The 18,309-nt window shown below is 66.4% G+C and carries 16 protein-coding genes; 15 read left to right on the forward strand and 1 reads right to left on the reverse strand.

Going from position 1 to position 18,309, the window contains the following annotated elements:
* Positions 1 to 15 precede the first annotated feature (15 nt).
* The 14 genes from M3I56_RS27070 (at position 16) to M3I56_RS27135 (ending at position 15,995) form a co-directional block, all read left to right on the forward strand.
* Entirely contained in the window at positions 16 to 927 is a 912-nt protein-coding gene (locus M3I56_RS27070) for an alpha/beta fold hydrolase (protein ID WP_254356564.1), read from the forward strand.
* Complete coding sequence (locus tag M3I56_RS27075) at positions 924 to 1,790, forward strand: IclR family transcriptional regulator (RefSeq protein WP_254356565.1); 867 nt, start codon at positions 924 to 926, stop codon at positions 1,788 to 1,790. The genes M3I56_RS27070 and M3I56_RS27075 overlap by 4 nt, the downstream gene beginning before the upstream one ends.
* Positions 1,787 to 2,602: an SDR family oxidoreductase gene (locus tag M3I56_RS27080; RefSeq protein ID WP_254356566.1), complete on the forward strand. Its 816-nt coding sequence runs from the start codon at positions 1,787 to 1,789 to the stop codon at positions 2,600 to 2,602. Before M3I56_RS27075 ends, M3I56_RS27080 begins: the two co-directional genes overlap by 4 nt.
* Positions 2,595 to 4,253 (forward strand): thiamine pyrophosphate-binding protein, encoded by a 1,659-nt coding sequence (locus M3I56_RS27085; RefSeq protein WP_254356567.1) that lies wholly within the window; start codon positions 2,595 to 2,597, stop codon positions 4,251 to 4,253. The genes M3I56_RS27080 and M3I56_RS27085 overlap by 8 nt, the downstream gene beginning before the upstream one ends.
* Entirely contained in the window at positions 4,246 to 5,073 is an 828-nt protein-coding gene (locus M3I56_RS27090) for an aspartate dehydrogenase (RefSeq protein ID WP_254356568.1), read from the forward strand. Before M3I56_RS27085 ends, M3I56_RS27090 begins: the two co-directional genes overlap by 8 nt.
* A gap of 25 nt (positions 5,074 to 5,098) precedes the next feature.
* Positions 5,099 to 6,592 carry an aldehyde dehydrogenase gene (locus tag M3I56_RS27095; RefSeq protein WP_254356569.1) on the forward strand — a complete coding sequence of 498 codons (1,494 nt, stop codon included), beginning with the start codon at positions 5,099 to 5,101 and terminating at the stop codon, positions 6,590 to 6,592.
* Between the two features lie 75 nt (positions 6,593 to 6,667).
* Positions 6,668 to 7,630: a VOC family protein gene (locus M3I56_RS27100; protein ID WP_254356570.1), complete on the forward strand. Its 963-nt coding sequence runs from the start codon at positions 6,668 to 6,670 to the stop codon at positions 7,628 to 7,630.
* Complete coding sequence (locus tag M3I56_RS27105; protein WP_254356571.1) at positions 7,627 to 8,868, forward strand: NAD(P)/FAD-dependent oxidoreductase; 1,242 nt, start codon at positions 7,627 to 7,629, stop codon at positions 8,866 to 8,868. The genes M3I56_RS27100 and M3I56_RS27105 overlap by 4 nt, the downstream gene beginning before the upstream one ends.
* Before the next feature lie 39 nt (positions 8,869 to 8,907).
* Positions 8,908 to 10,335, forward strand: coding sequence for an MFS transporter (locus M3I56_RS27110; RefSeq protein WP_375541797.1), 1,428 nt, complete (start codon positions 8,908 to 8,910; stop codon positions 10,333 to 10,335).
* Positions 10,336 to 10,710: 375 nt separating this feature from the next.
* Positions 10,711 to 11,154, forward strand: coding sequence for a (2Fe-2S)-binding protein (locus M3I56_RS27115; protein WP_254356572.1), 444 nt, complete (start codon positions 10,711 to 10,713; stop codon positions 11,152 to 11,154).
* Positions 11,135 to 13,384, forward strand: coding sequence for a xanthine dehydrogenase family protein molybdopterin-binding subunit (locus M3I56_RS27120; RefSeq protein WP_254356573.1), 2,250 nt, complete (start codon positions 11,135 to 11,137; stop codon positions 13,382 to 13,384). The genes M3I56_RS27115 and M3I56_RS27120 overlap by 20 nt, the downstream gene beginning before the upstream one ends.
* Positions 13,385 to 13,425: 41 nt before the next feature.
* Complete coding sequence (locus M3I56_RS27125) at positions 13,426 to 13,767, forward strand: c-type cytochrome (RefSeq protein ID WP_254356574.1); 342 nt, start codon at positions 13,426 to 13,428, stop codon at positions 13,765 to 13,767.
* 112 nt (positions 13,768 to 13,879) lie between these two features.
* Positions 13,880 to 14,953: a porin gene (locus M3I56_RS27130; RefSeq protein WP_254356575.1), complete on the forward strand. Its 1,074-nt coding sequence runs from the start codon at positions 13,880 to 13,882 to the stop codon at positions 14,951 to 14,953.
* A 43-nt stretch (positions 14,954 to 14,996) separates the two neighbouring features.
* Positions 14,997 to 15,995 carry an AraC family transcriptional regulator gene (locus tag M3I56_RS27135; protein ID WP_254356576.1) on the forward strand — a complete coding sequence of 333 codons (999 nt, stop codon included), beginning with the start codon at positions 14,997 to 14,999 and terminating at the stop codon, positions 15,993 to 15,995.
* Between the two features lie 15 nt (positions 15,996 to 16,010).
* On the opposite strand, the gene M3I56_RS27140 is transcribed toward M3I56_RS27135, so the two are convergent.
* Positions 16,011 to 16,919 carry a LysR family transcriptional regulator gene (locus M3I56_RS27140; protein WP_254356577.1) on the reverse strand — a complete coding sequence of 303 codons (909 nt, stop codon included), beginning with the start codon at positions 16,917 to 16,919 and terminating at the stop codon, positions 16,011 to 16,013.
* A gap of 77 nt (positions 16,920 to 16,996) precedes the next feature.
* Between M3I56_RS27140 and M3I56_RS27145 the strand changes: the two genes are divergently transcribed.
* A complete protein-coding gene (locus M3I56_RS27145; protein ID WP_254356578.1) occupies positions 16,997 to 18,298 on the forward strand; it encodes an aspartate aminotransferase family protein in 1,302 nt (433 codons plus the stop codon).
* The last annotated feature ends 11 nt before the right edge of the window (positions 18,299 to 18,309 follow it).

The following is an 18,309-nucleotide window of genomic DNA, read 5'->3' on the forward strand; positions in this document are numbered from 1 at the left end:
ATCCGACCCGAAGCCATGAACGACACGATCCATACCGCATCATCAGCCGCCACGCTCGAAACGCGGCTCGCGCGCTTCGCACTGCATAGCGCGCGGGCGGGCGAAGCCAGCGTGAGTTATCGCGAAGCCGTGGGCGAGGGCGCGAGTGAGGACGATAAGGAGGCGCTGCCGCTCGTGCTCCTGCATGGCATCGGCTCCGGCGCGGCGTCGTGGGTGCAGCAGTTCGAAGCGCTCGGCGGCGCGCGCCGCGTGCTCGCGTGGGACGCGCCCGGTTACGGCGCTTCCACGCCGGTCGCGAGCGCGTCGCCTGTCGCGGCGGACTATGCGCGTGTGCTGGCGGACTGGCTCGACGCGCTGTGCATCGCGCGTTGCGCACTGGTGGGCCATTCGCTCGGCGCGATCATGGCCGGTGCGTTTGCCGCCGCGCATCCCGAACGCGTGGCCGGTTTGCTGCTGATCTCGCCGGCAGGTGGCTATGGCGCCGCCGATCCCACCGTGCGCGCGCAAAAGCGCGACGCGCGCCTCGCCATGCTGGCCGAACTCGGTCCGCAAGGTCTCGCGCAACAGCGCAGCGCGAACATGCTTTCGCCGCACGCCGGCGACGCCGCACGCGCCTGGGTGCGCTGGAACATGGCGCGCATCGTGCCGCACGGTTACGCCCAGGCCACGCATCTGCTCGCGAACGCCGACCTCGCCGCGGACCTCGCGCGTTGCGTGGGCCGGGTGCCGATGGCCGTCGCGGTCGGTGCGCAAGACACGATTACGCCGCCCGAGGCCTGCGAGCGGCTCGCGCAGATCGCCCACGCGCCGTTCCATACCGTGCCGCGCGCGGGCCACGCGGGCTACATCGAACAACCGCTGGCTTATAGCACGCTGATCGAATTCACGCTGAACCGTACATTCAGTACTACGGAGCTCAAGGCATGACACCCGACGTCGACGAAGACCGCAACGACGCCAGCTACCGCGTGCCCGGTCTGGAGCGCGGCTTGCGCATACTGACCGAATTCTCGCCGCGCGAGCCGGTGCTCGACGCGCCCGAACTGTCGCGCCGCCTGGGCATTCCGCGCACCACGGTGTTTCGTCTCCTGCAAACGCTCGAATCGCTGGGCTTTCTGGAGCGCGCCGACCGCGACCGCAACTATCGCCTCGGCGTCGCCGTGCTGCGTCTCGGCTTCGAATACCTCAGCTCGCTCGAACTCACCGACCTCGGCCTGCCGTTGATCGAGGCGCTGCGCGACGCGACGGGACTGACCGCGCATATCGTGATTCGCGACGGACGCGACATCGTATTCGTCGCCAAGGCACAGAGCCACGCGCCCATTTTCAGCTCGGTGAAGGTGAACGTCGGCACGCGCCTGCCGGCGCACGCCACGACTCACGGCCAGGTGCTGATGGGCGATCTCACACTCGGCGAACTGCGCGCGCTTTATCCGGAGCCGCGGCTGGAACGCTTCACGCCCTCCACGCCGGAGACAGTCGAGGCGCTCTTCGAGCGCATTCGCGAAGACGCCGAGCGCGGCTATGCCGTGAGCGAATCGTCGTTCGAGCGCGGCATTTCCGTGGTGTCGGCGCCCGTGCGCAACGACACGGGCCGCATCGCCGCCGTGGTGACGACGACCATTCCGCGCCCCGGTATCGACGTGCAACTGCTCGACGGCGGGTTGATCGAGAAGGTGCGCCACGCGGCCAACGAACTCTCGAAGCGCCTGAACTATCGGCCTCAGAACAGGCTTCAGGCGTCCGCCGGCAAGGGTGCGCCCTACATGAAAGCATTGGGGATCAAATGATTCAACTCGATTTGACCGGTCAGGTCGCGGTCGTGACGGGCGGTTCGTCCGGCATCGGCCTTGCCACCGCCGAACTCTTTTTGCGCGCGGGCGCAGCGGTTGCGATCTGCGGCCGCGACAGCGACCGCCTCGCGCGCGCCGAACGCGGCCTGCGCGAGCGTTATCCGCAAGGGCAACTGCTCGCGTCGCGCTGCGATGTGCTCGACGCGGGCGAAGTCGCCGCCTTCGCGGCAGAAGTCGAGCAACGCTTCGGCCGCGCCGACATGCTCGTGAACAACGCGGGACAAGGCCGCGTCTCCACCTTTGCCGATACGTCGGACGAAGCGTGGCGCGAGGAACTCGACCTCAAGTATTTCAGCATCATCCGCCCCACGCGCGCGTTCCTGCCCTTGCTGCGCCATGCCGCGAAAGCAGGCAACGCCGCGATCGTCTGCGTGAACTCGCTGCTCGCGCTGCAGCCCGAGCCGCATATGGTCGCGACCTCGTCCGCGCGCGCCGGGGTGCTCAGCCTCATCAAGTCGCTCGCCGTCGAACTGGCGCCCGAGCAGATCCGCGTGAACTCGATCCTGATCGGCATCGTGGAGTCGGGGCAGTGGCGCCGGCGCTACGAGAACGACCAGGAGGCGCAGTCCGCGGGCCAGAGCTGGGAAGACTGGACGCAAGCGCTCGCGCGCAAGAAGCACATTCCGCTTGGCCGCTTCGGCCGCCCCGAAGAAGCCGCCCAGGCGCTGTTTTATCTGGCCACGTCCCTGTCGTCCTATACGACGGGCAGTCATATCGATGTATCTGGAGGCGTTGCACGTCATGTCTAACAAAACCACCGTCGGCGAACTGATCGCCGCCTTCCTCGAACAATGTGGAGTCCGAACCGCGTTCGGCGTGATCTCGATCCACAACATGCCGATTCTCGACGCCATCGGGACGCGCGGCAACATCCGCTACGTCGGCGCGCGCGGCGAAGCGGGCGCGGTCAACATGGCGGACGGCCTTGCGCGCGTCTCGGGCGGCCTCGGCGTGGCGTTCACCAGCACGGGCACGGCGGCGGGCAACGCGGCGGGCGCAATGGTCGAGGCGCTCACGGCAGGCACGGCGCTGCTCCATATCACCGGCCAGATCGAAACCGAATACCTCGATCAGGACCTCGCGTACATTCACGAGGCGCCCGATCAACTGAGCATGCTGTCGTCGATTTCGAAGGCCGCGTTCCGCGTGCGTTCGGTCGAGACCGCGCTGCCCACTATCCGCGAAGCGGTGCGCGTGGCGCAGACGGCGCCGAGCGGCCCGGTGAGCGTGGAGATTCCCATCGACATTCAGGCGGCGCTCACCGACTGGCCAACCGATCTCACCGCGCCGCACCTCACGACGCTCACGCACGACGAAGCGCGCGTGGAGCAACTGGCAAACGAACTCGCGAAGGCGAAACGCCCGCTGGTGTGGCTGGGCGGCGGCACGCGTCATGCACGCGCCGCGGTGGAGCGCCTCGTTGCGCTCGGCTTTGGCGTGGTGACGAGCGTGCAGGGCCGCGGCGTGCTGCCCGAAGATCATCCGGCCACGCTCGGCGCGTTCAACGTGAGCCCCTCGGTCGAGCGCCTGTACAAGACCTGCGACGCAATGCTTGTGGTGGGCTCGCGCCTGCGCGGCAATGAAACGCTCAAGTACAAGCTCGCGCTGCCGCAGCCGCTCTATCGCATCGACGCCGACGCGCTGGCCGACAATCGTGGCTATCGTAACGCGCTGTTCGTGCATGGCGATGCCGAGCGCGTGCTCGACGCGCTCGCCACGCGCCTGGAAAGCCGCATCAAGGTCGATCCGCAATTCGCCGCCGATATTGCCGAGGCGCGCGAAATCGCCGTGGCGGAAACGGCCAAGGGTCTCGGTCCTTACCGCCGTCTCGTGGAAGCGCTGCAGCGCGCCGTGGGCCGCGACTACAACTGGGTGCGCGACGTCACGATCTCGAACAGCACGTGGGGCAACCGCCTCTTGAAGATCTTCACGCCGCGCGCGGGCGTGCATGCGCTCGGCGGCGGCATCGGTCAGGGCATGCAGATGGCGATCGGCGCGGCGCTCGCGAACGCCGCCGCGAAGACCGTGTGTCTCGTGGGCGACGGCGGCCTGATGGTGAACGTCGGCGAACTCGCAACGGCAGTGCAGGAAAAGGCCAACGTGATGATCGTGCTGATGAACGACCAGTGCTACGGCGTGATCCGCAACATCCAGGATGCGCAATACGGCGGCCGCCGCATGTATGTCGATCTGCACCAGCCGGAGTTCTCGCAGTTCTGCGCGAGCCTTGGCCTCAAGCACTACCGGCTTTCGTCGCTCGACGACGCCGACACGGTGATTCGCGAAGGCATCGCGTTCGAAGGCCCCGTGCTGCTCGAAGTGGACATGAAGGCCGTGGGCAGCTTCGAGACGGCGTTCGCGGGGCCGCCGGTGCGCAAGGAGGAGCCCCAACATGCATAACGGCCACGCCGTGCCGCACGCACCCATCGACATCGCGATGATCGGCTTCGGTGCGATCGGGCAGACCGTGTATCGCGCGGTCGCCGCCGATCCGCTCGTGCACGTCTCGCACGTGATCGTGCCCGAGCACCACGCCGCCGCCGTGCGCGAGCAGGTGGACGGCGCGGTGGAGGTGGTGTCGTCGGTGCACGCGCTTTCCACGCGGCCGCAATTCGCGCTCGAATGCGCCGGTCATGCGGCGCTCGTCGATCATGTCGTGCCGCTCTTGCAAAGCGGCACGGATTGCGCGGTGGCCTCGATCGGCGCGCTTTCCGATCTCGAATTGCTCGAACGCCTCTCGCACGCCGCCGACGAAGGCGATGCCACGCTCACGCTGCTTTCGGGCGCGATTGGCGGTATCGACGCGCTTTCCGCGGCGAAGCTGGGCGGCCTCGACGAAGTGCTGTACACCGGCCGCAAGCCGCCGCTCGGCTGGCTCGATACGCCCGCGGAAAAGGTCTGCGAGCTGCGTGCGCTCACGCAGGAGCAGGTGATTTTCGAAGGCAGCGCGCGCGAAGCGGCGCGGCTCTTTCCGAAGAACGCGAACGTGGCGGCGACCATCGCGCTTGCGGGCCTCGGCCTGGACCAGACGACCGTGCGCCTGATCGCCGATCCGGCGGTGGAGCGCAACGTGCACCGCATCGTGGCGCGCGGCGCGTTCGGCGAGATGTCGCTGGAAATGTGCGGCAAGCCGCTGCCCGACAACCCGAAGACCTCCGCGCTCACCGCGTATAGCGCGATTCGCGCACTGCGCAACCGGGCCGCGCGCTGCGTGATTTAAAGCGAACAGATGTGAGACCCCAACGATGACTTCATTCGATACGAGCCTCATCCCGAACAGCGATATTCTGATCGGCGGCGAGTGGCGCCAGGGCCGCGCAGCGCCTTTTTCGAGCCTTTATCCGGCAGACCAGTCGGTGAACATGGTGGTCTCGACGGCGAGCGCCGAAGACGCAAGCGATGCGGTCGAGAAGGCGCACGAGGCATGGAAGCAGGGCGAATGGGCCGGCATGAAGCCGCATCTGCGCGCGCTCGTGCTCTATCGCATCGCCGAGCTCATCATGCAGCGCCACGAAGCGCTCGCGCAGCTGCAGCGCCGCGACAACGGCAAGCCGATCGGCGAAACGCGCGTGCTGGTGGCGAGCGCGGCGAACACGTTCCGCTATTTCGCGGCGTGCCTCGAAACGCTCGACGACGACCTCACGCCCTCGCGCGGCGACTACCTGACGATGAGCGTGCACGAGCCGATTGGCGTCGTGGCCGCGATCACGCCGTGGAATTCGCCGATCGCCTCCGACGCGCAAAAGCTCGCGCCGGCGCTCGCGGCCGGCAACGCGGTGGTGCTCAAGCCCGCCGAAGTCACGCCGCTCGCTTCGCTCGCGCTCGCACGCATCTGCGAGGAAGCGGGCGTGCCCAAGGGCATGTTGAGCGTGCTGCCCGGCAAGGGCTCGGTGATCGGCGACGTGCTGGTGCGCCATCCGCTCGTGAAGAAGGTGTCGTTCACGGGCGGTACCGAAGTGGGGCGCGGCATCGCGCGCATTGCAGCGGAAAAGCTCATGCCGGCGTCGCTGGAGCTGGGCGGCAAGTCGCCGACCATCGTGTTCGAAGACGCCGATCTCGATCATGCCGTGAACGGCGTGCTGTACGGCATCTTCAGCTCGTCGGGTGAGGCGTGTATCGCCGGATCGCGCCTCTTCGTGCAGCGCCCGATCTACGACGCGTTCATGAAGCGCCTCGTGGAAGGCGCGCGCAAGCTGCGTGTGGGCGACCCGTCGCGCGAGAACACGCAGATGGGCCCGCTCATTTCGGCGAAGCACCGTGAGTCGGTGGAACGCTATGTGGCGCTCGGTCTTGAGGAAGGCGGCCGGCTGCTGTGCGGCGGCGAGCGCCCGGTGGGCGACGGGCGCGAGAACGGCTTTTTCTATCAGCCGACCATTCTGGAAGGACTCCGGAACAACGCGCGCATCTGCCAGGAAGAGATTTTCGGGCCGGTGCTCGTGGCGATGCCTTTTGACGACGAGGCGGCGTTGATCGAACAAGCGAACGACAGCGTGTTCGGCCTCGCCGCCGGCATCTGGACGCGCGACTACAAGCGCGCGTGGCGCGTTGCGCGCAAGCTCGAAGCGGGCACCGTGTGGATCAACACGTACAAGCTGTTCTCGATCTCCACGCCGTTCTCGGGCTGGAAGGAGAGCGGCATGGGCCGCGAGAAAGGGCGGCTCGGCATTCGTGAATACATGCAGCAAAAGAGCCTCTACTGGGGCTTGAACGACGCACCGCTGCCCTGGGCCAACGCCTGAGGGCGCGGGACTCGCTATGCATGGGACCGCACTGAGCGCCAAAGCGCCAGGTGCAGTCGACAGGAGACAAGCAACATGACGATACTAGGCATCGAACAAATCACATACGGCGTGGCGGACCTCGAAACCTGCCGCCGCTTTTTCGCGGATTGGGGCTTGAAGGAAACCGCGCATGACGAAACGCGCGCGCGCTTCGAAACGCTCAACGGCTGCACCGTGCTCGTGGTCGACGCGAACGATGCAACGCTCCCCGCCGCGTTCGAAGCGGGCCCGACGCTGCGCGAAGTGACGTGGGGCGTGGCCAGCCGCACGGAACTCGACGCGCTGCGCGAACGCCTGAAGGACCAGCCCGGTTACTACAGCGAAGCCGATGCAGTGGGCTGCTTCGACCCGGCCGGCATGGCGATCCGCGTGGAAGTCACGCGCCGGCGCGAAATCGGCGTGAAGGGATCGCCTTCGAACGTGTGGGGGCAGACGCTGCGCGTGGACCAGCCCTCGCCGGTTTATGAGCGCGCGGAGCCGGTGGAAGTGGGCCACGTGGTGTTCTTCACGAACTGCCTGGCCGAGCAGGAAAAGTTCTATCACGAGCGGCTCGGCTTCGAGACCTCCGACCGCTATCCGAACCGCGGCGCGTTCATGCGCTGCGCGCCGCACGGTGGCCACCACGACCTGTTCCTGCTCGCGCTGCCCGACGGCAAGAAGGGCCTGAATCACGTGGCGTTCACGGTGCGCGATATCCACGAGGTGTTCGGCGGCGGCTTGCATATCAGCCGCTGCGGCTGGACCACGCAGCTCGGTCCTGGCCGGCATCCGGTTTCGTCCGCCTACTTCTGGTACTTCAAAAACCCGGCGGGCGGCCTGATCGAGTATTACGCCGACGAAGACGTGCTCACGCCCGAATGGCAGCCGCGCGATTTCGAGCCGGGCCCCACCGTGTTCGCGGAGTGGGCCGTGGACGGCGGCCTCGACGGCAATACGCGCCGCCAGAAGCACGCCGAAGCGCCGCAAGGCAAGTTCATGACGGAGCGCAAGCCATGAGCGCGATACCTGAAAACGCCTCAACGGAGGCACCGCGTACCGTCGTCGTGATCGGCGGCGGCCAGGCCGCGGGCTGGGTCGTGAAGACGCTGCGCAAGGAGGGCTACCAAGGCCGCCTCGTGATGATCGCCGACGAAGTGCATCTGCCGTATGAGCGTCCGCCGCTTTCCAAGGCCGTGCTCGCGGGCGAAGCCGATATCGAAACGGTGCGTATCGCGAAGCCCGATGAATTCGCCGCATTCAACGTCGAAACGTGGCAACCCGACTGCGCGACGTCCATCGACCGCGTGGCGCGCGTGGTGACCACGCGTTCGGGCCGCGAAGTGAAGTACGACCGGCTCGTGATCGCCACGGGCGGCGCGGCGCGCAAGCTGCCCGCGAGCGTGGCGAACAGCGCCCACGTGACGTACCTGCGCACGCTGGACGAAGCGCTGGCGCTCGGCGAGCGTTTGCGCAACAGCCAGCGTGTGCTGGTGGTCGGCGGCGGCTGGATCGGCCTCGAAGTCGCCGCGACGGCGCTCAAGCTCGGCGTGCAGGCGACCGTGGTGGAGGGCGCGCCGCGCCTGTGCGCCCGCTCGTTGCCGGAGGAGGTGTCGCGTTTCCTGCTCGATCTGCACCGCGCGAACGGCGTGGATGTGCGCCTGAATGCGATGTTGCTCACGCTCGAAGACCGCGCCGAAGGCGGCGTGCGCGCAACCTTCGCGGACGGCACCACGCTCGACGCCGATTTCGCGGTTGCCGGCATCGGCCTTGCGCCGCACACGGCGCTCGCCGTTGCGGCAGGGCTTTCGGTGGACGACGGCATCGTGGTGGACGAATTCGGAGAAACATCGGATTCCTGCATATTCGCCTGCGGCGACGTGGCGAACCATCCGAACGCGTGGCTCAAGCGCCGCGTGCGGCTCGAATCGTGGGCCAACGCGCAGAACCAGGCCATTGCGGCGGCAAAAGCCGTGCTCGGCGTGAAGACGCCGTATGCGGAAATTCCGTGGTTCTGGTCCGATCAGTACGACGTGAACCTGCAGATCCTCGGCGACCTTCCCGCTGGCGTCGCGCCGGTGCTGCGCGGCAGCCTCGAAGAGAAGCGCGCTTCGCTCTTCTTCGTGGAAGACGGCCATCTGCGCGGCGTCATTGCCATCAACGCGGCACGCGAACTCAAGCTCGCGCGCAAATGGATGAGCCAGGGGCGCGCGGTGGATCTCGCCGCCCTCGTCGACACCAGCAAGGCGCTCGCTTAACCCCTCATACATGAGACAACACGGGACGGGATCACAGGCATGAGAACCCTCGATAACTCCATCGGCCATCGCGGCGGCGCCGCCATGTACGAGCCGCTCAGCGACGCGACCGATGGGCCCCATACGCGCGGGTCGATCATCGCGCGGCTCGAACGGCTGCCGACCAACGCCATGCTGGTGCGTGCGCGTATCCTCATCGGCCTCGCCACGTTCTTCGACGGCTTCGACGTGATCGCGATCGCCGCGACATTGCCGATCCTGATCCAGAAGTGGCATCTCACGCCGTGGGAAATTGGCTTTCTGATCGCGTCGGGCTCGTTCGGGCAGTTGTTCGGCGCGTTTCTGTTCCCGTGGCTTGCGGAACGCCACGGCCGCGTGCGCGCGATTGCCTGGAGTTCGGGCATCATCGGCGTGACGAGCATTGCGTGCGGTTTCGCGCCGAGCTTCGCCGTGTTCGCGGCACTGCGCGTGGTGCAAGGTCTGGGCCTCGGCGGCGAGTTGCCCGTGGCCGCGACGTATATCAACGAGGTCAGCCGCGCACATGGCCGTGGACGCTTCGTTCTCCTCTACGAGATCGTCTTCCCGGTCGGTCTGCTCGCTTCGAACGCGCTGGGCGCGTGGCTCGTGCCGCGCTTCGGCTGGCAGATCATGTACTTCATCGGTGGCATGCCGCTCGTGCTGTTCTTCGTGCTGCGCAAGCTCGTGCCCGAGTCGCCGCGCTGGCTCGCGGAACGCGAACGCGTGCAGGAAGCGGATCGCGCCGTGAGCGCGTTCGAGCGCACCGCGAAGGGTCCGCTCGCGCCGGTCACGAACGCCGCCGAATTCGACGCGCTCGTCGCGCGCCACCCCAAGCGCAGCGTAAAGGACCTGTTCGGACCCGCGTATCGCAAGCGCACGATCGCGGTGGCCATGCTCTGGATCACCTGCGGTTTCATCCAGTACGGGCTGTCCACCTGGCTGCCCACGATCTATCGCAACGTCTATCACGCGCCGCTGCAGCTCGCGCTCAATCTCGCGGTCGCGGCCTCGGTGCTCGGCGTGCTCGGTTCGCTCGCTTGCGCGCTGCTGGTCGACAAGGTGGGCCGCAAGCCCGTGATCAACGTCTCCTTCGTGCTGTGCGCGATTTCACTCGTGCTGGCCGGCGTGTGCCATGCGATGTCGGTCTACGTGGTCGCGACGTTCTGCGCACTGGCGCTGGGCCTGCTCGCCAGCGGCTTCATCACCGCTTACGTCTACACGCCCGAGTTGTATCCCACGAGCATCCGTGCGCTGGGCTGCGGTGTAGGCGGCGCGTGGCTGAAGGTGGCCGCCATCTTCGCGCCGACGATCGTTTCGAAGACGATGATCGGCGGCAATCTCGACGTGGCGTTCTATATTCTCGCCGCGGTGCCGTTCCTCGCGGCCGTGACGGTGCATTTTCTCGGCATCGAGACGAAGGGGAAGGTGCTCGAGCAACTGGAGGCTTGAGCCGCACACCGCGCTCGGGTTCGCTCGCCAGCAACGGCACGCCAGCAATGGCGTGCCGTTTTTGTTTGCGCGCCACGATTGACGGCAGTCGCCGAGCGTCCCGTAAAAATTCCATAGATGGAACGCAAATACATATGTGAATTCGATGGCGCGACGTTCGAGCCGGTTGAGCGCTGCAAGACGCCGGAATTCAAGGGTGAAACGGCAAAACGCCTGAGTTTCCTCAGTTGAATATCCCGGATCAATGAAAGAGACGAACGGCAACTTATTTGGGCCGTCGCGCCATTGCCGGGTATTTTAGGCGCGCCAAGAATTCCACTCATCGCCAACCGTTTTTCAAACGGCAAAAAGGCGGCGAATCTTGGGAGACAGCGCATGCAATTCACACTGAACGACCGGCTCTTCGAGTTCGAAGGCGATCCAGATACGCCCCTGCTTTGGGTGATCCGCGAGTCCGCGGGCCTGACGGGCACCAAGTACGGCTGCGGCATCGGCGCGTGCGGGGCTTGCACCGTGCATCTGGAAGGCGAGGCGACGCGCTCGTGCGTGCTGCCTGTCTCGGCGATAGCGGGCCGCCGGATCACGACCATCGAGGGCCTTGCGCCCGACACCTCGCATCCGGTGCAACGGGCCTGGATCGCGAAGGATGTGCCGCAATGCGGCTATTACCAGTCCGGCATGGTGATGGCCGTTGCCGCGCTGCTCAAGCAGCATCCGCACCCCACCGAGGCGCAGATCGACCAGGGCGTGACAAACCTGTGCCGCTGCGCGACCTATCACCGAATTCGCGAGGCTATTCATGTCGCAGCGAATTCCTGAGCGTGCGCAAGGCGCGGGCGAACCGCCGCGCGAAAGCCGCCGCGATTTCCTCAAGACCGGTCTCGCGTTTGCGGGTAGCCTCGTGCTGCCGCTCGCGTTCAGCGAGCAGGCGACGGCAACGGAGGACGGGACGCGCTTTCGCGAGATCAACGACTGGGTGCGCGTCGATCCGGACGGCCAGACGATCATCGGGCTCTCGCAGGCCGAAGTGGGGCAGGGCGTCTACACCGGCTTGCCGCAGGTGCTGGCCGACGAAATGGACGCCGACTGGCGGCGCGTGAGCGTGCAGTTCGTGACGGGGCGCGACGCGTATCGCATCGCGGCAGCGAACGAGCATCCTCAGCAGTTCGTGGGCGCCTCGATGTCGGTCACGATGTTCACGCAGCGTTTGCGCATTGCAGGCGCGCAGGCGCGCGAGGTGTTTCTCGCGGCGGGTGCGCGGCGTCTTGGCGTACGGCCCACGCAGTGCGCGACGAAGACGGGTCGCGTGATCCATCTGCAAACGGGGCGTTCGGTCGGCTACGGCGAACTGCTTGCGGACGCCGCGAAACTGCCGCTGAATCCGCAGCCGCGCCTGAAGGCCGGGTCGGCGCGCACGCTCATCGGCCAGCCGTTGCACAAGCTCGACGCACCGGCCAAGGTGAACGGCAGCGCGATATTCGGCATTGACGTGCAGGTGCCCGGCATGCTGACCGGTGCGGTGAAAATGGCGCCCACGCTCAACGGCAGGCCAGGCGCCGTGCGCAACCGCGATACGGTGCGCGCGCTCGCTGGTGTGGTCGAGGTGGTGCAGGCGAAGGACGCCGTGATCGTCGTGGCCAATACCTACTGGCAGGCCAAGAAGGCGTGCGACGCGCTCGACGTACAGTGGGAAGACGGCGGGCCGCCCGCAGACAGCGCGACGATACTCGCAGAGCGCCAGGCCGCGCTGATGTCGGAGCAAGCGGTGGTGGCCACGCGCATTGGCGACGCGAGCGCGCGGTTCGAAGCCGCGCGTAACTTAAACAGCGCACACAGCGCACACGGCGCGCAGGCAGCAGGGCGGCTGATCGAAGCCGATTACCACACGCCCTATATCGTTCACGCCACGATGGAGCCCGTGAACGCCACGGTGCATGTGCGCGAAAACGACATCGAAGTGTGGGGTCCGATCCAGGGGCAGGACAAGGTGCGCTGGGCGCTTTCCGCCATCTTCAAGGTGCCGTCCGACAAGGTGATTGTGAACACAACGTTCCTTGGCGGCAGCTTCGGGCGCAAGTACGTGCCCGACTTCGTGATCCATGCGGCTGTCGCCTCGAAGGCGGTGGGGCGGCCGGTCAAGCTGATCCGTTCGCGCGAGGATGATATTCGCCACGGTTTCTACCGACCCGGCGTTTCGGCGCGCATGCGCGCGGTGCTCGGTCCCGATGGCTACCCGAGCGCCATGCATCTGCGTGTGGTGGGCCAATCGCTCTACTGGTCGATCAAGCGCGACTACTTCGAAAAGGCGGGCGGCTGGGACGAGACCATGCTCGACGGCCTTTACGATCTCGGCTACTCGGTGCCGGATCTGCTCGTCGATTCGGTGAGCGTCGATCAGCCCATTCCCGTGAGCTTCATGCGCAGCGTGGGCAGCACGTCCAGCGTCTTTTTTCTCGAGAGCTTCATCAACGAACTGGCGCACGCGGCGCGCATCGACCCGCTCGACTACCGCCGCACGCTGCTGCGTGACGATCCGCTCGCGCTGCGCGTGCTCGATCGCACAGCGGCGCGGGCGAACTGGACGCGCAGGCCGGCAGCGGGCGTGCACCGCGGCCTCGCGTACTGCCTCTATACGGGCCGTGGCGGCGCATTCACGACCTACGTTGCCACCATCGTCGAACTGCGCATGGTGGAAGGCCACGCGAAACTCGAACGCGTGGTGTGCGGCGTCGATTGCGGGCAGGCCATCAATCCCACGCTGATCCGCGAGATGGTCGAGGGCGGCATCGGCTTCGCGCTCACCAACACGTTCAAGAGCGAAATCACGTTCAAGGACGGCGCGGTGGTGCAGGAGAACTTCGCCGACTACCCGCTCCTGTATCTCTCGCAGATGCCGAAGATCGAGGTCGAGATCGTGGAGAGCGACCGTGCGCCGCAAGGCTGCGGCGAGGTGGCGCTACCGCCAGTCGCGCCCGCCGTGGCCGCCGCGCTGTTCGAAGCGACGGGCGCACGCCTGCGCACCATGCCGCTCGAGCAGCCGCTAGCCTGAAATCGAATCCCTGTTTCATCCCCACAAAAAGGCTTTAATCCATGATTCGTATTCCTTATTTCCTCGTGCCGCTCGCGGTTGCCGTGCTCGCCCAGAGTGCGTTTGCCGAGCCCGCAGTGGATATTGCACGCGCGCGCCAGATCGCCACGCAGCATGCCTGCTTCGGCTGTCACGCCGTGGACAAGAAGCTCGTTGGCCCCGCATACCGTGACGTGGCCGCGCGCTACGCGGGCAAGCCGGGCGCGTCGAGCGCGCTCGTCGCGCATATCCAGAACGGTAGCTCGGGGAACTGGGGCGCCATACCCATGCCGCCCAACGCGATCAGCGCGGGCGATGCGCAGATCGTCGCGCAATGGATCCTCGCCGGCAGCAAGAGCGAATGACCGCGCAGATTGCGCCGATCGCGCGAAGCTGATGCTGAAGCCGGGCCGCGTTGAATGGTCCGGTATCTATTCAAATAAATAAGTATGACGAAATAAAGGGTTGGAGATCGTGATGAAAAAGGCAATCGTGGCAGCATCGTTCGCGTTCGCTTCGGCGCTCGCGTGGGGGCAGAGCAGCGTGACGCTCTATGGCATCGTGGATACGGGCATCGAGTACTACAACAATACCGCGAAGGGTGGTTCGTTCGTCGGCATGCCCTCGCTCACGGGCGAGGTGCCGTCGCGCTTCGGTCTGCGCGGCCAGGAGGACCTGGGCGGCGGCTACCGGGCCTTCTTCATGCTCGAAAGCGGCTTCGCGCCCAATAGCGGCGCGCTCAATTATGGCGGACGCCTGTTTGGCCGCCAGGCGAACGTGGGCGTGAGCAGCGACTACGGCACGCTCACGCTGGGCCGCCAGATGAATATGTCGATGTATGTGCTGTTCAACGCCGACGTGATCGGCCCGTCGATCCATTCGATGGCGAGTTTCGACAGCTATCTGCCGAACGCGCGCAGCGACAACGCCGTAGGCTATCTCGGCAAATTCCATGGCGTGACGATCGGTGGGACCTACAGCTTCGGGCGCGATGCAGCGGGTCCCGCGGGCCCGTCGGCGACGAACTGCGGCGGCCAGCTGGCCGGCGACGCCGTGGCCTGCCGCCAGTACACGATGATGCTCGCCTACGACAACGCATGGGGCGGCGCCGCCGCGTCGTACGACGTGATGTACGGCGGCCCGGGCGCCTCGGCGCCGCTCGTGAGCAGCGCGGATACGGACAAGCGCGTGATCGTGGACGGCTACGTGAAGTTCGGCTCGGCCAAGGTGGGCGGCGGCTGGATTCGCCGCAACACGGCCGCGGCGGAGCATATGCAATCCGATCTCTTTTTTCTGGGCGCAGACTATTACGTGACACCGGCCTTTTCCCTGGACTTCCAGGGGCTGCGCTATATTCTGCGCGACCAATCGAATTCGACCTTGTTCGTCGGCCGCGCGAACTATTTCGTTTCGAAGCGCACGACGCTTTACGCATCGCTTGGGTACATGCTGAACAGCGCACTCGCCGCGAATGCGGTAGCCGCCGCGGGCACGGTGCAGACGGGCGCGAACCAGTTCGGCGCGATGATGGGCATTCAGCAACGCTTCTGACGCGGCACGCATGCCGCGCAGCGCCACACATTCAGAGGGGACAATGGCGACGGACCTGTTGAGCGCCGCACTGGCGGATCTGCGCGCCGACGCTGTGGTAACGGGACACTTCTCGCTCGCGGCGTCATGGGCGTTCCGCAAGCCGGCGATCGAGGGCGTGATGTTCCGCACGGGCCGCGGCGCGCCGTTTTATGTGATCGTGCAGGGCATGGAGCCGCTTTGTGTCGAGCCCGGCGATTTCGTGCTGCTGCCGCACGGCCACGAACACGTGCTGGCTTCCGCGCCCGACGTTGCGCCCGTCCCCTTCGACGATCTCGCTGCGCGCGCAGGCATTCGCCCGAGCTTCGACACCCCTTTGCGCATCGAGTCGGGCCGCGGCGGCGCAGTGTGCGATCTCTACACCGGCATCGTGTTCTACCGCGAGGCGGTGCGCAATCCGCTGTTTTCGGTGCTGCCTCCGCTCATTCACGTGCGTGCGAACGACGCCGCGGTTGGCCCGTGGCTCGCGGACACGCTCATGGCCTTTATCCGCGAATCGATGGCCTGCCAGCCGGGCTGGGCCGTTGCGGCCGCGCGCCTCGCCGACGTGCTGTTCGTGCAGTTGCTGCGCGCGCATCTCGCCTCGGCCGTCAGCCACACGGGCTGGTTGCGCGGACTCATGGACCCGCAGGTCGGCCGCGCCATCGCGCAACTGCACCGGCACCCGGAGCAAGACTGGACCGTCGAGTCGCTGGCGGCGATTGCCGGTATGTCGCGCTCGCGTTTCAGCGCGCGTTTTGTCGAACTGGTCGAGGAAACGCCTATCGGGCATCTCACGTCGTATCGCATGTATATCGCGAGCGGTGCGCTGCGCGATTCGCGGCGCCGGCTCATCGAGATCGCCATGAGCGTGGGCTACGCGTCGGAGAAGGCATTCATTCGCGCGTTCCGGCGCTGGGCGGGCATGGCGCCCAAGCAGTACGCGCGCAGCGTGCGCGATCCGTACGACATCGCGCTGGCCGCGGGTGCGCGCGAAGGCGAGAGCGCGCCGCAAACGCTGTGAAGCGTCGCCGTGCGTTCACAACAGCGGCAGCGTGAGCCGGATATGCTCGGCAAACGCCGTCGTGAGGAGCGACGGCCGCTTGCGCCCGAACTTGATCGTGATGCCGACGGCCGGCAAGGGCGGCAGCGCGGGGTCGCCATTGAGAATCGCCAGATCCGCCGGAACGGCCGTTTGCGTCATGACGGCGAAGGCCTGGCCCGAACGCACGAGCGCAGTGAGGCCGGCGAGGCTGCTGCTCGCATACGCGACGCGGTAGGCCCTGCCCATGCGTTCCAACGCTTCGCAGGCCGCGATATGGTCGAGCGTGTCCGGATCGGAGAGCGCGAGCGGCAACGGATCGAAGTGGGCGGAGTCGAGTTCGGGCGAGCCGATCCAGACCAGTTGCTCGCGGCGAATGATCTCGTCGTGCGGGCCGCTTGCGTCGGCAAATCCAGTGGCGGTCAACGGCAGCGACACGATGGCGAGATCGACCGCGCGCTTGTCGAGTTGTTCGAGAAGGCGAGGTGTCGGAACGCACACGACTTCCACGAGCGCATTGGGATGCTGGCCCGAAAACCGGCGTAGCAAGGCGGGAAGGAACACGGCGGCATAGTCGTCCGGGCAGCCGAAGCGCAGGGTGCCCGACAAGCCCGTGCCGCACAGGTCGGCCATGGCCTCGTCGTGCAGGCGCAGCATGCGCTGGGCGTGCACCAGCAGGCGCTCGCCGGGGTGGGTCAGCGCGACGCCGCGGCCGGTGCGCTGAAACAGCGGCTGATCGACGATCTCCTCGAGCCGCTTGATCTGCTGGCTCAGCGCCGACTGGGTGCGGCCCACGCGTTCGGCCGCACGGCTTAGCGAGCGCACCTCGGCAATGACCGCGAACGAACGCAGCAGATCGATTTCCAGCGGACGGCTCACGATATTAGCCTCTCTTCTAGCTTGCATAAGAACTATTCGATTCTATAAAACCAGAGCGTCGCCTAGACTGCAAGGAAAACCCGCCACCCGACGAGGAGAAGCCCGTGTCCAGGAACGACGACGAACAGTTTTGGCGCAACGCGAGGCAGCACCTGATCCGCTATGGCGGCACGTTCGAGCCGATGATCATCGAGCGCGCCCAGGGCAGCTTCGTCTACGACGCCGACGACCGCCCGATTCTCGACTTCACGTCGGGGCAGATGAGCGCGGTGCTCGGTCACAGCCACCCCGAAATCGTCTCGGTCATCAACGAATACGCGGGCAAGCTGGACCACTTGTTCAGCGGCATGCTCTCGCGGCCCGTGGTCGAACTGGCCACGCGCCTCGCCGACGTTACGCCCGCCGGGCTCGACCGGGCGCTGCTGCTGAGCACCGGCGCGGAGTCGAACGAGGCCGCCATCCGCATGGCGAAGCTCGTCACGGGAAAATTCGAAATCGTGGGCTTTGCGCAGTCGTGGCACGGCATGACGGGCGGCGCGGCTTCGGCCACCTATAGCGCAGGGCGCAAGGGCGTGGGTCCCGCAGCGGTGGGCTCGTATGCGATTCCCGCGCCGTTCACGTACCGGCCGCGCTTCGAGCGCAACGGGCAATACGATTACCTCGCGGAACTCGACTACGCGTTCGATCTCATCGACCGCCAGTCCAGCGGCAATCTCGCGGCCTTCATCGCGGAGCCGATCCTGAGTTCGGGCGGCATCATCGAACTGCCGCCCGGCTATATGGCGGCGCTCAAGCGCAAATGCGAAGAACGCGGCATGCTGCTGATTCTCGACGAGGCGCAAACGGGCGTTGGGCGCACCGGGATGATGTTCGCGTGCGAGCACGACGGCGTGACGCCCGACATTCTCACGCTTTCGAAGACGCTGGGCGCCGGCCTGCCGCTCGCGGCCGTGGTCACGTCCGCGCAGATCGAGGAAGCCGCGCACGAACGGGGCTTCCTGTTCTACACGACGCATGTGTCCGATCCGCTTCCTGCTGCAGTCGGCCTGCGGGTGCTGGACGTGGTGGCGCGCGACGGACTCGTTGCACGCGCAAACATCATGGGCGAGCGCTTGCGGCGCGGGTTGCTGGAGCTGATGGAGCGCTTCGAATGCATCGGCGACATTCGGGGGCGCGGGCTGCTGCTCGGTCTCGAGATCGTCAAGGACCGCCGCACGAAGGAGCCCGCCGACGGCCTTGGCGCAAAAATCACGCGCGAATGCATGAAGCTCGGGCTCAGCATGAACATCGTGCAGTTGCCGGGCATGGGCGGCGTGTTTCGCATCGCGCCGCCGCTGACCGTGAGCGAGCAGGAGGTCGATCTCGGCGTGGAACTGCTGGGGCAGGCGATCGAGCGTTCGCTCTGAGGACCCGGGTC

It is taken from the genome of Paraburkholderia sp. CNPSo 3281, assembly GCF_024206515.1.
GTDB classification, from domain to species: domain Bacteria; phylum Pseudomonadota; class Gammaproteobacteria; order Burkholderiales; family Burkholderiaceae; genus Paraburkholderia; species Paraburkholderia nodosa.

What these genes read in the sequence shown, in the direction of transcription:
- M3I56_RS27070 (WP_254356564.1), top strand. Translation starts at nt 16, where the DNA reads ATGAACGACACGATCCATACCGCATCATCAGCCGCCACGCTCGAAACG.
- M3I56_RS27075 (WP_254356565.1), top strand. Translation starts at nt 924, where the DNA reads ATGACACCCGACGTCGACGAAGACCGCAACGACGCCAGCTACCGCGTG.
- M3I56_RS27080 (WP_254356566.1), top strand. Translation starts at nt 1,787, where the DNA reads ATGATTCAACTCGATTTGACCGGTCAGGTCGCGGTCGTGACGGGCGGT.
- M3I56_RS27085 (WP_254356567.1), top strand. Translation starts at nt 2,595, where the DNA reads ATGTCTAACAAAACCACCGTCGGCGAACTGATCGCCGCCTTCCTCGAA.
- M3I56_RS27090 (WP_254356568.1), top strand. Translation starts at nt 4,246, where the DNA reads ATGCATAACGGCCACGCCGTGCCGCACGCACCCATCGACATCGCGATG.
- M3I56_RS27095 (WP_254356569.1), top strand. Translation starts at nt 5,099, where the DNA reads ATGACTTCATTCGATACGAGCCTCATCCCGAACAGCGATATTCTGATC.
- M3I56_RS27100 (WP_254356570.1), top strand. Translation starts at nt 6,668, where the DNA reads ATGACGATACTAGGCATCGAACAAATCACATACGGCGTGGCGGACCTC.
- M3I56_RS27105 (WP_254356571.1), top strand. Translation starts at nt 7,627, where the DNA reads ATGAGCGCGATACCTGAAAACGCCTCAACGGAGGCACCGCGTACCGTC.
- M3I56_RS27110 (WP_375541797.1), top strand. Translation starts at nt 8,908, where the DNA reads ATGAGAACCCTCGATAACTCCATCGGCCATCGCGGCGGCGCCGCCATG.
- M3I56_RS27115 (WP_254356572.1), top strand. Translation starts at nt 10,711, where the DNA reads ATGCAATTCACACTGAACGACCGGCTCTTCGAGTTCGAAGGCGATCCA.
- M3I56_RS27120 (WP_254356573.1), top strand. Translation starts at nt 11,135, where the DNA reads ATGTCGCAGCGAATTCCTGAGCGTGCGCAAGGCGCGGGCGAACCGCCG.
- M3I56_RS27125 (WP_254356574.1), top strand. Translation starts at nt 13,426, where the DNA reads ATGATTCGTATTCCTTATTTCCTCGTGCCGCTCGCGGTTGCCGTGCTC.
- M3I56_RS27130 (WP_254356575.1), top strand. Translation starts at nt 13,880, where the DNA reads ATGAAAAAGGCAATCGTGGCAGCATCGTTCGCGTTCGCTTCGGCGCTC.
- M3I56_RS27135 (WP_254356576.1), top strand. Translation starts at nt 14,997, where the DNA reads ATGGCGACGGACCTGTTGAGCGCCGCACTGGCGGATCTGCGCGCCGAC.
- M3I56_RS27140 (WP_254356577.1), bottom strand. Translation starts at nt 16,919, where the DNA reads ATGCAAGCTAGAAGAGAGGCTAATATCGTGAGCCGTCCGCTGGAAATC.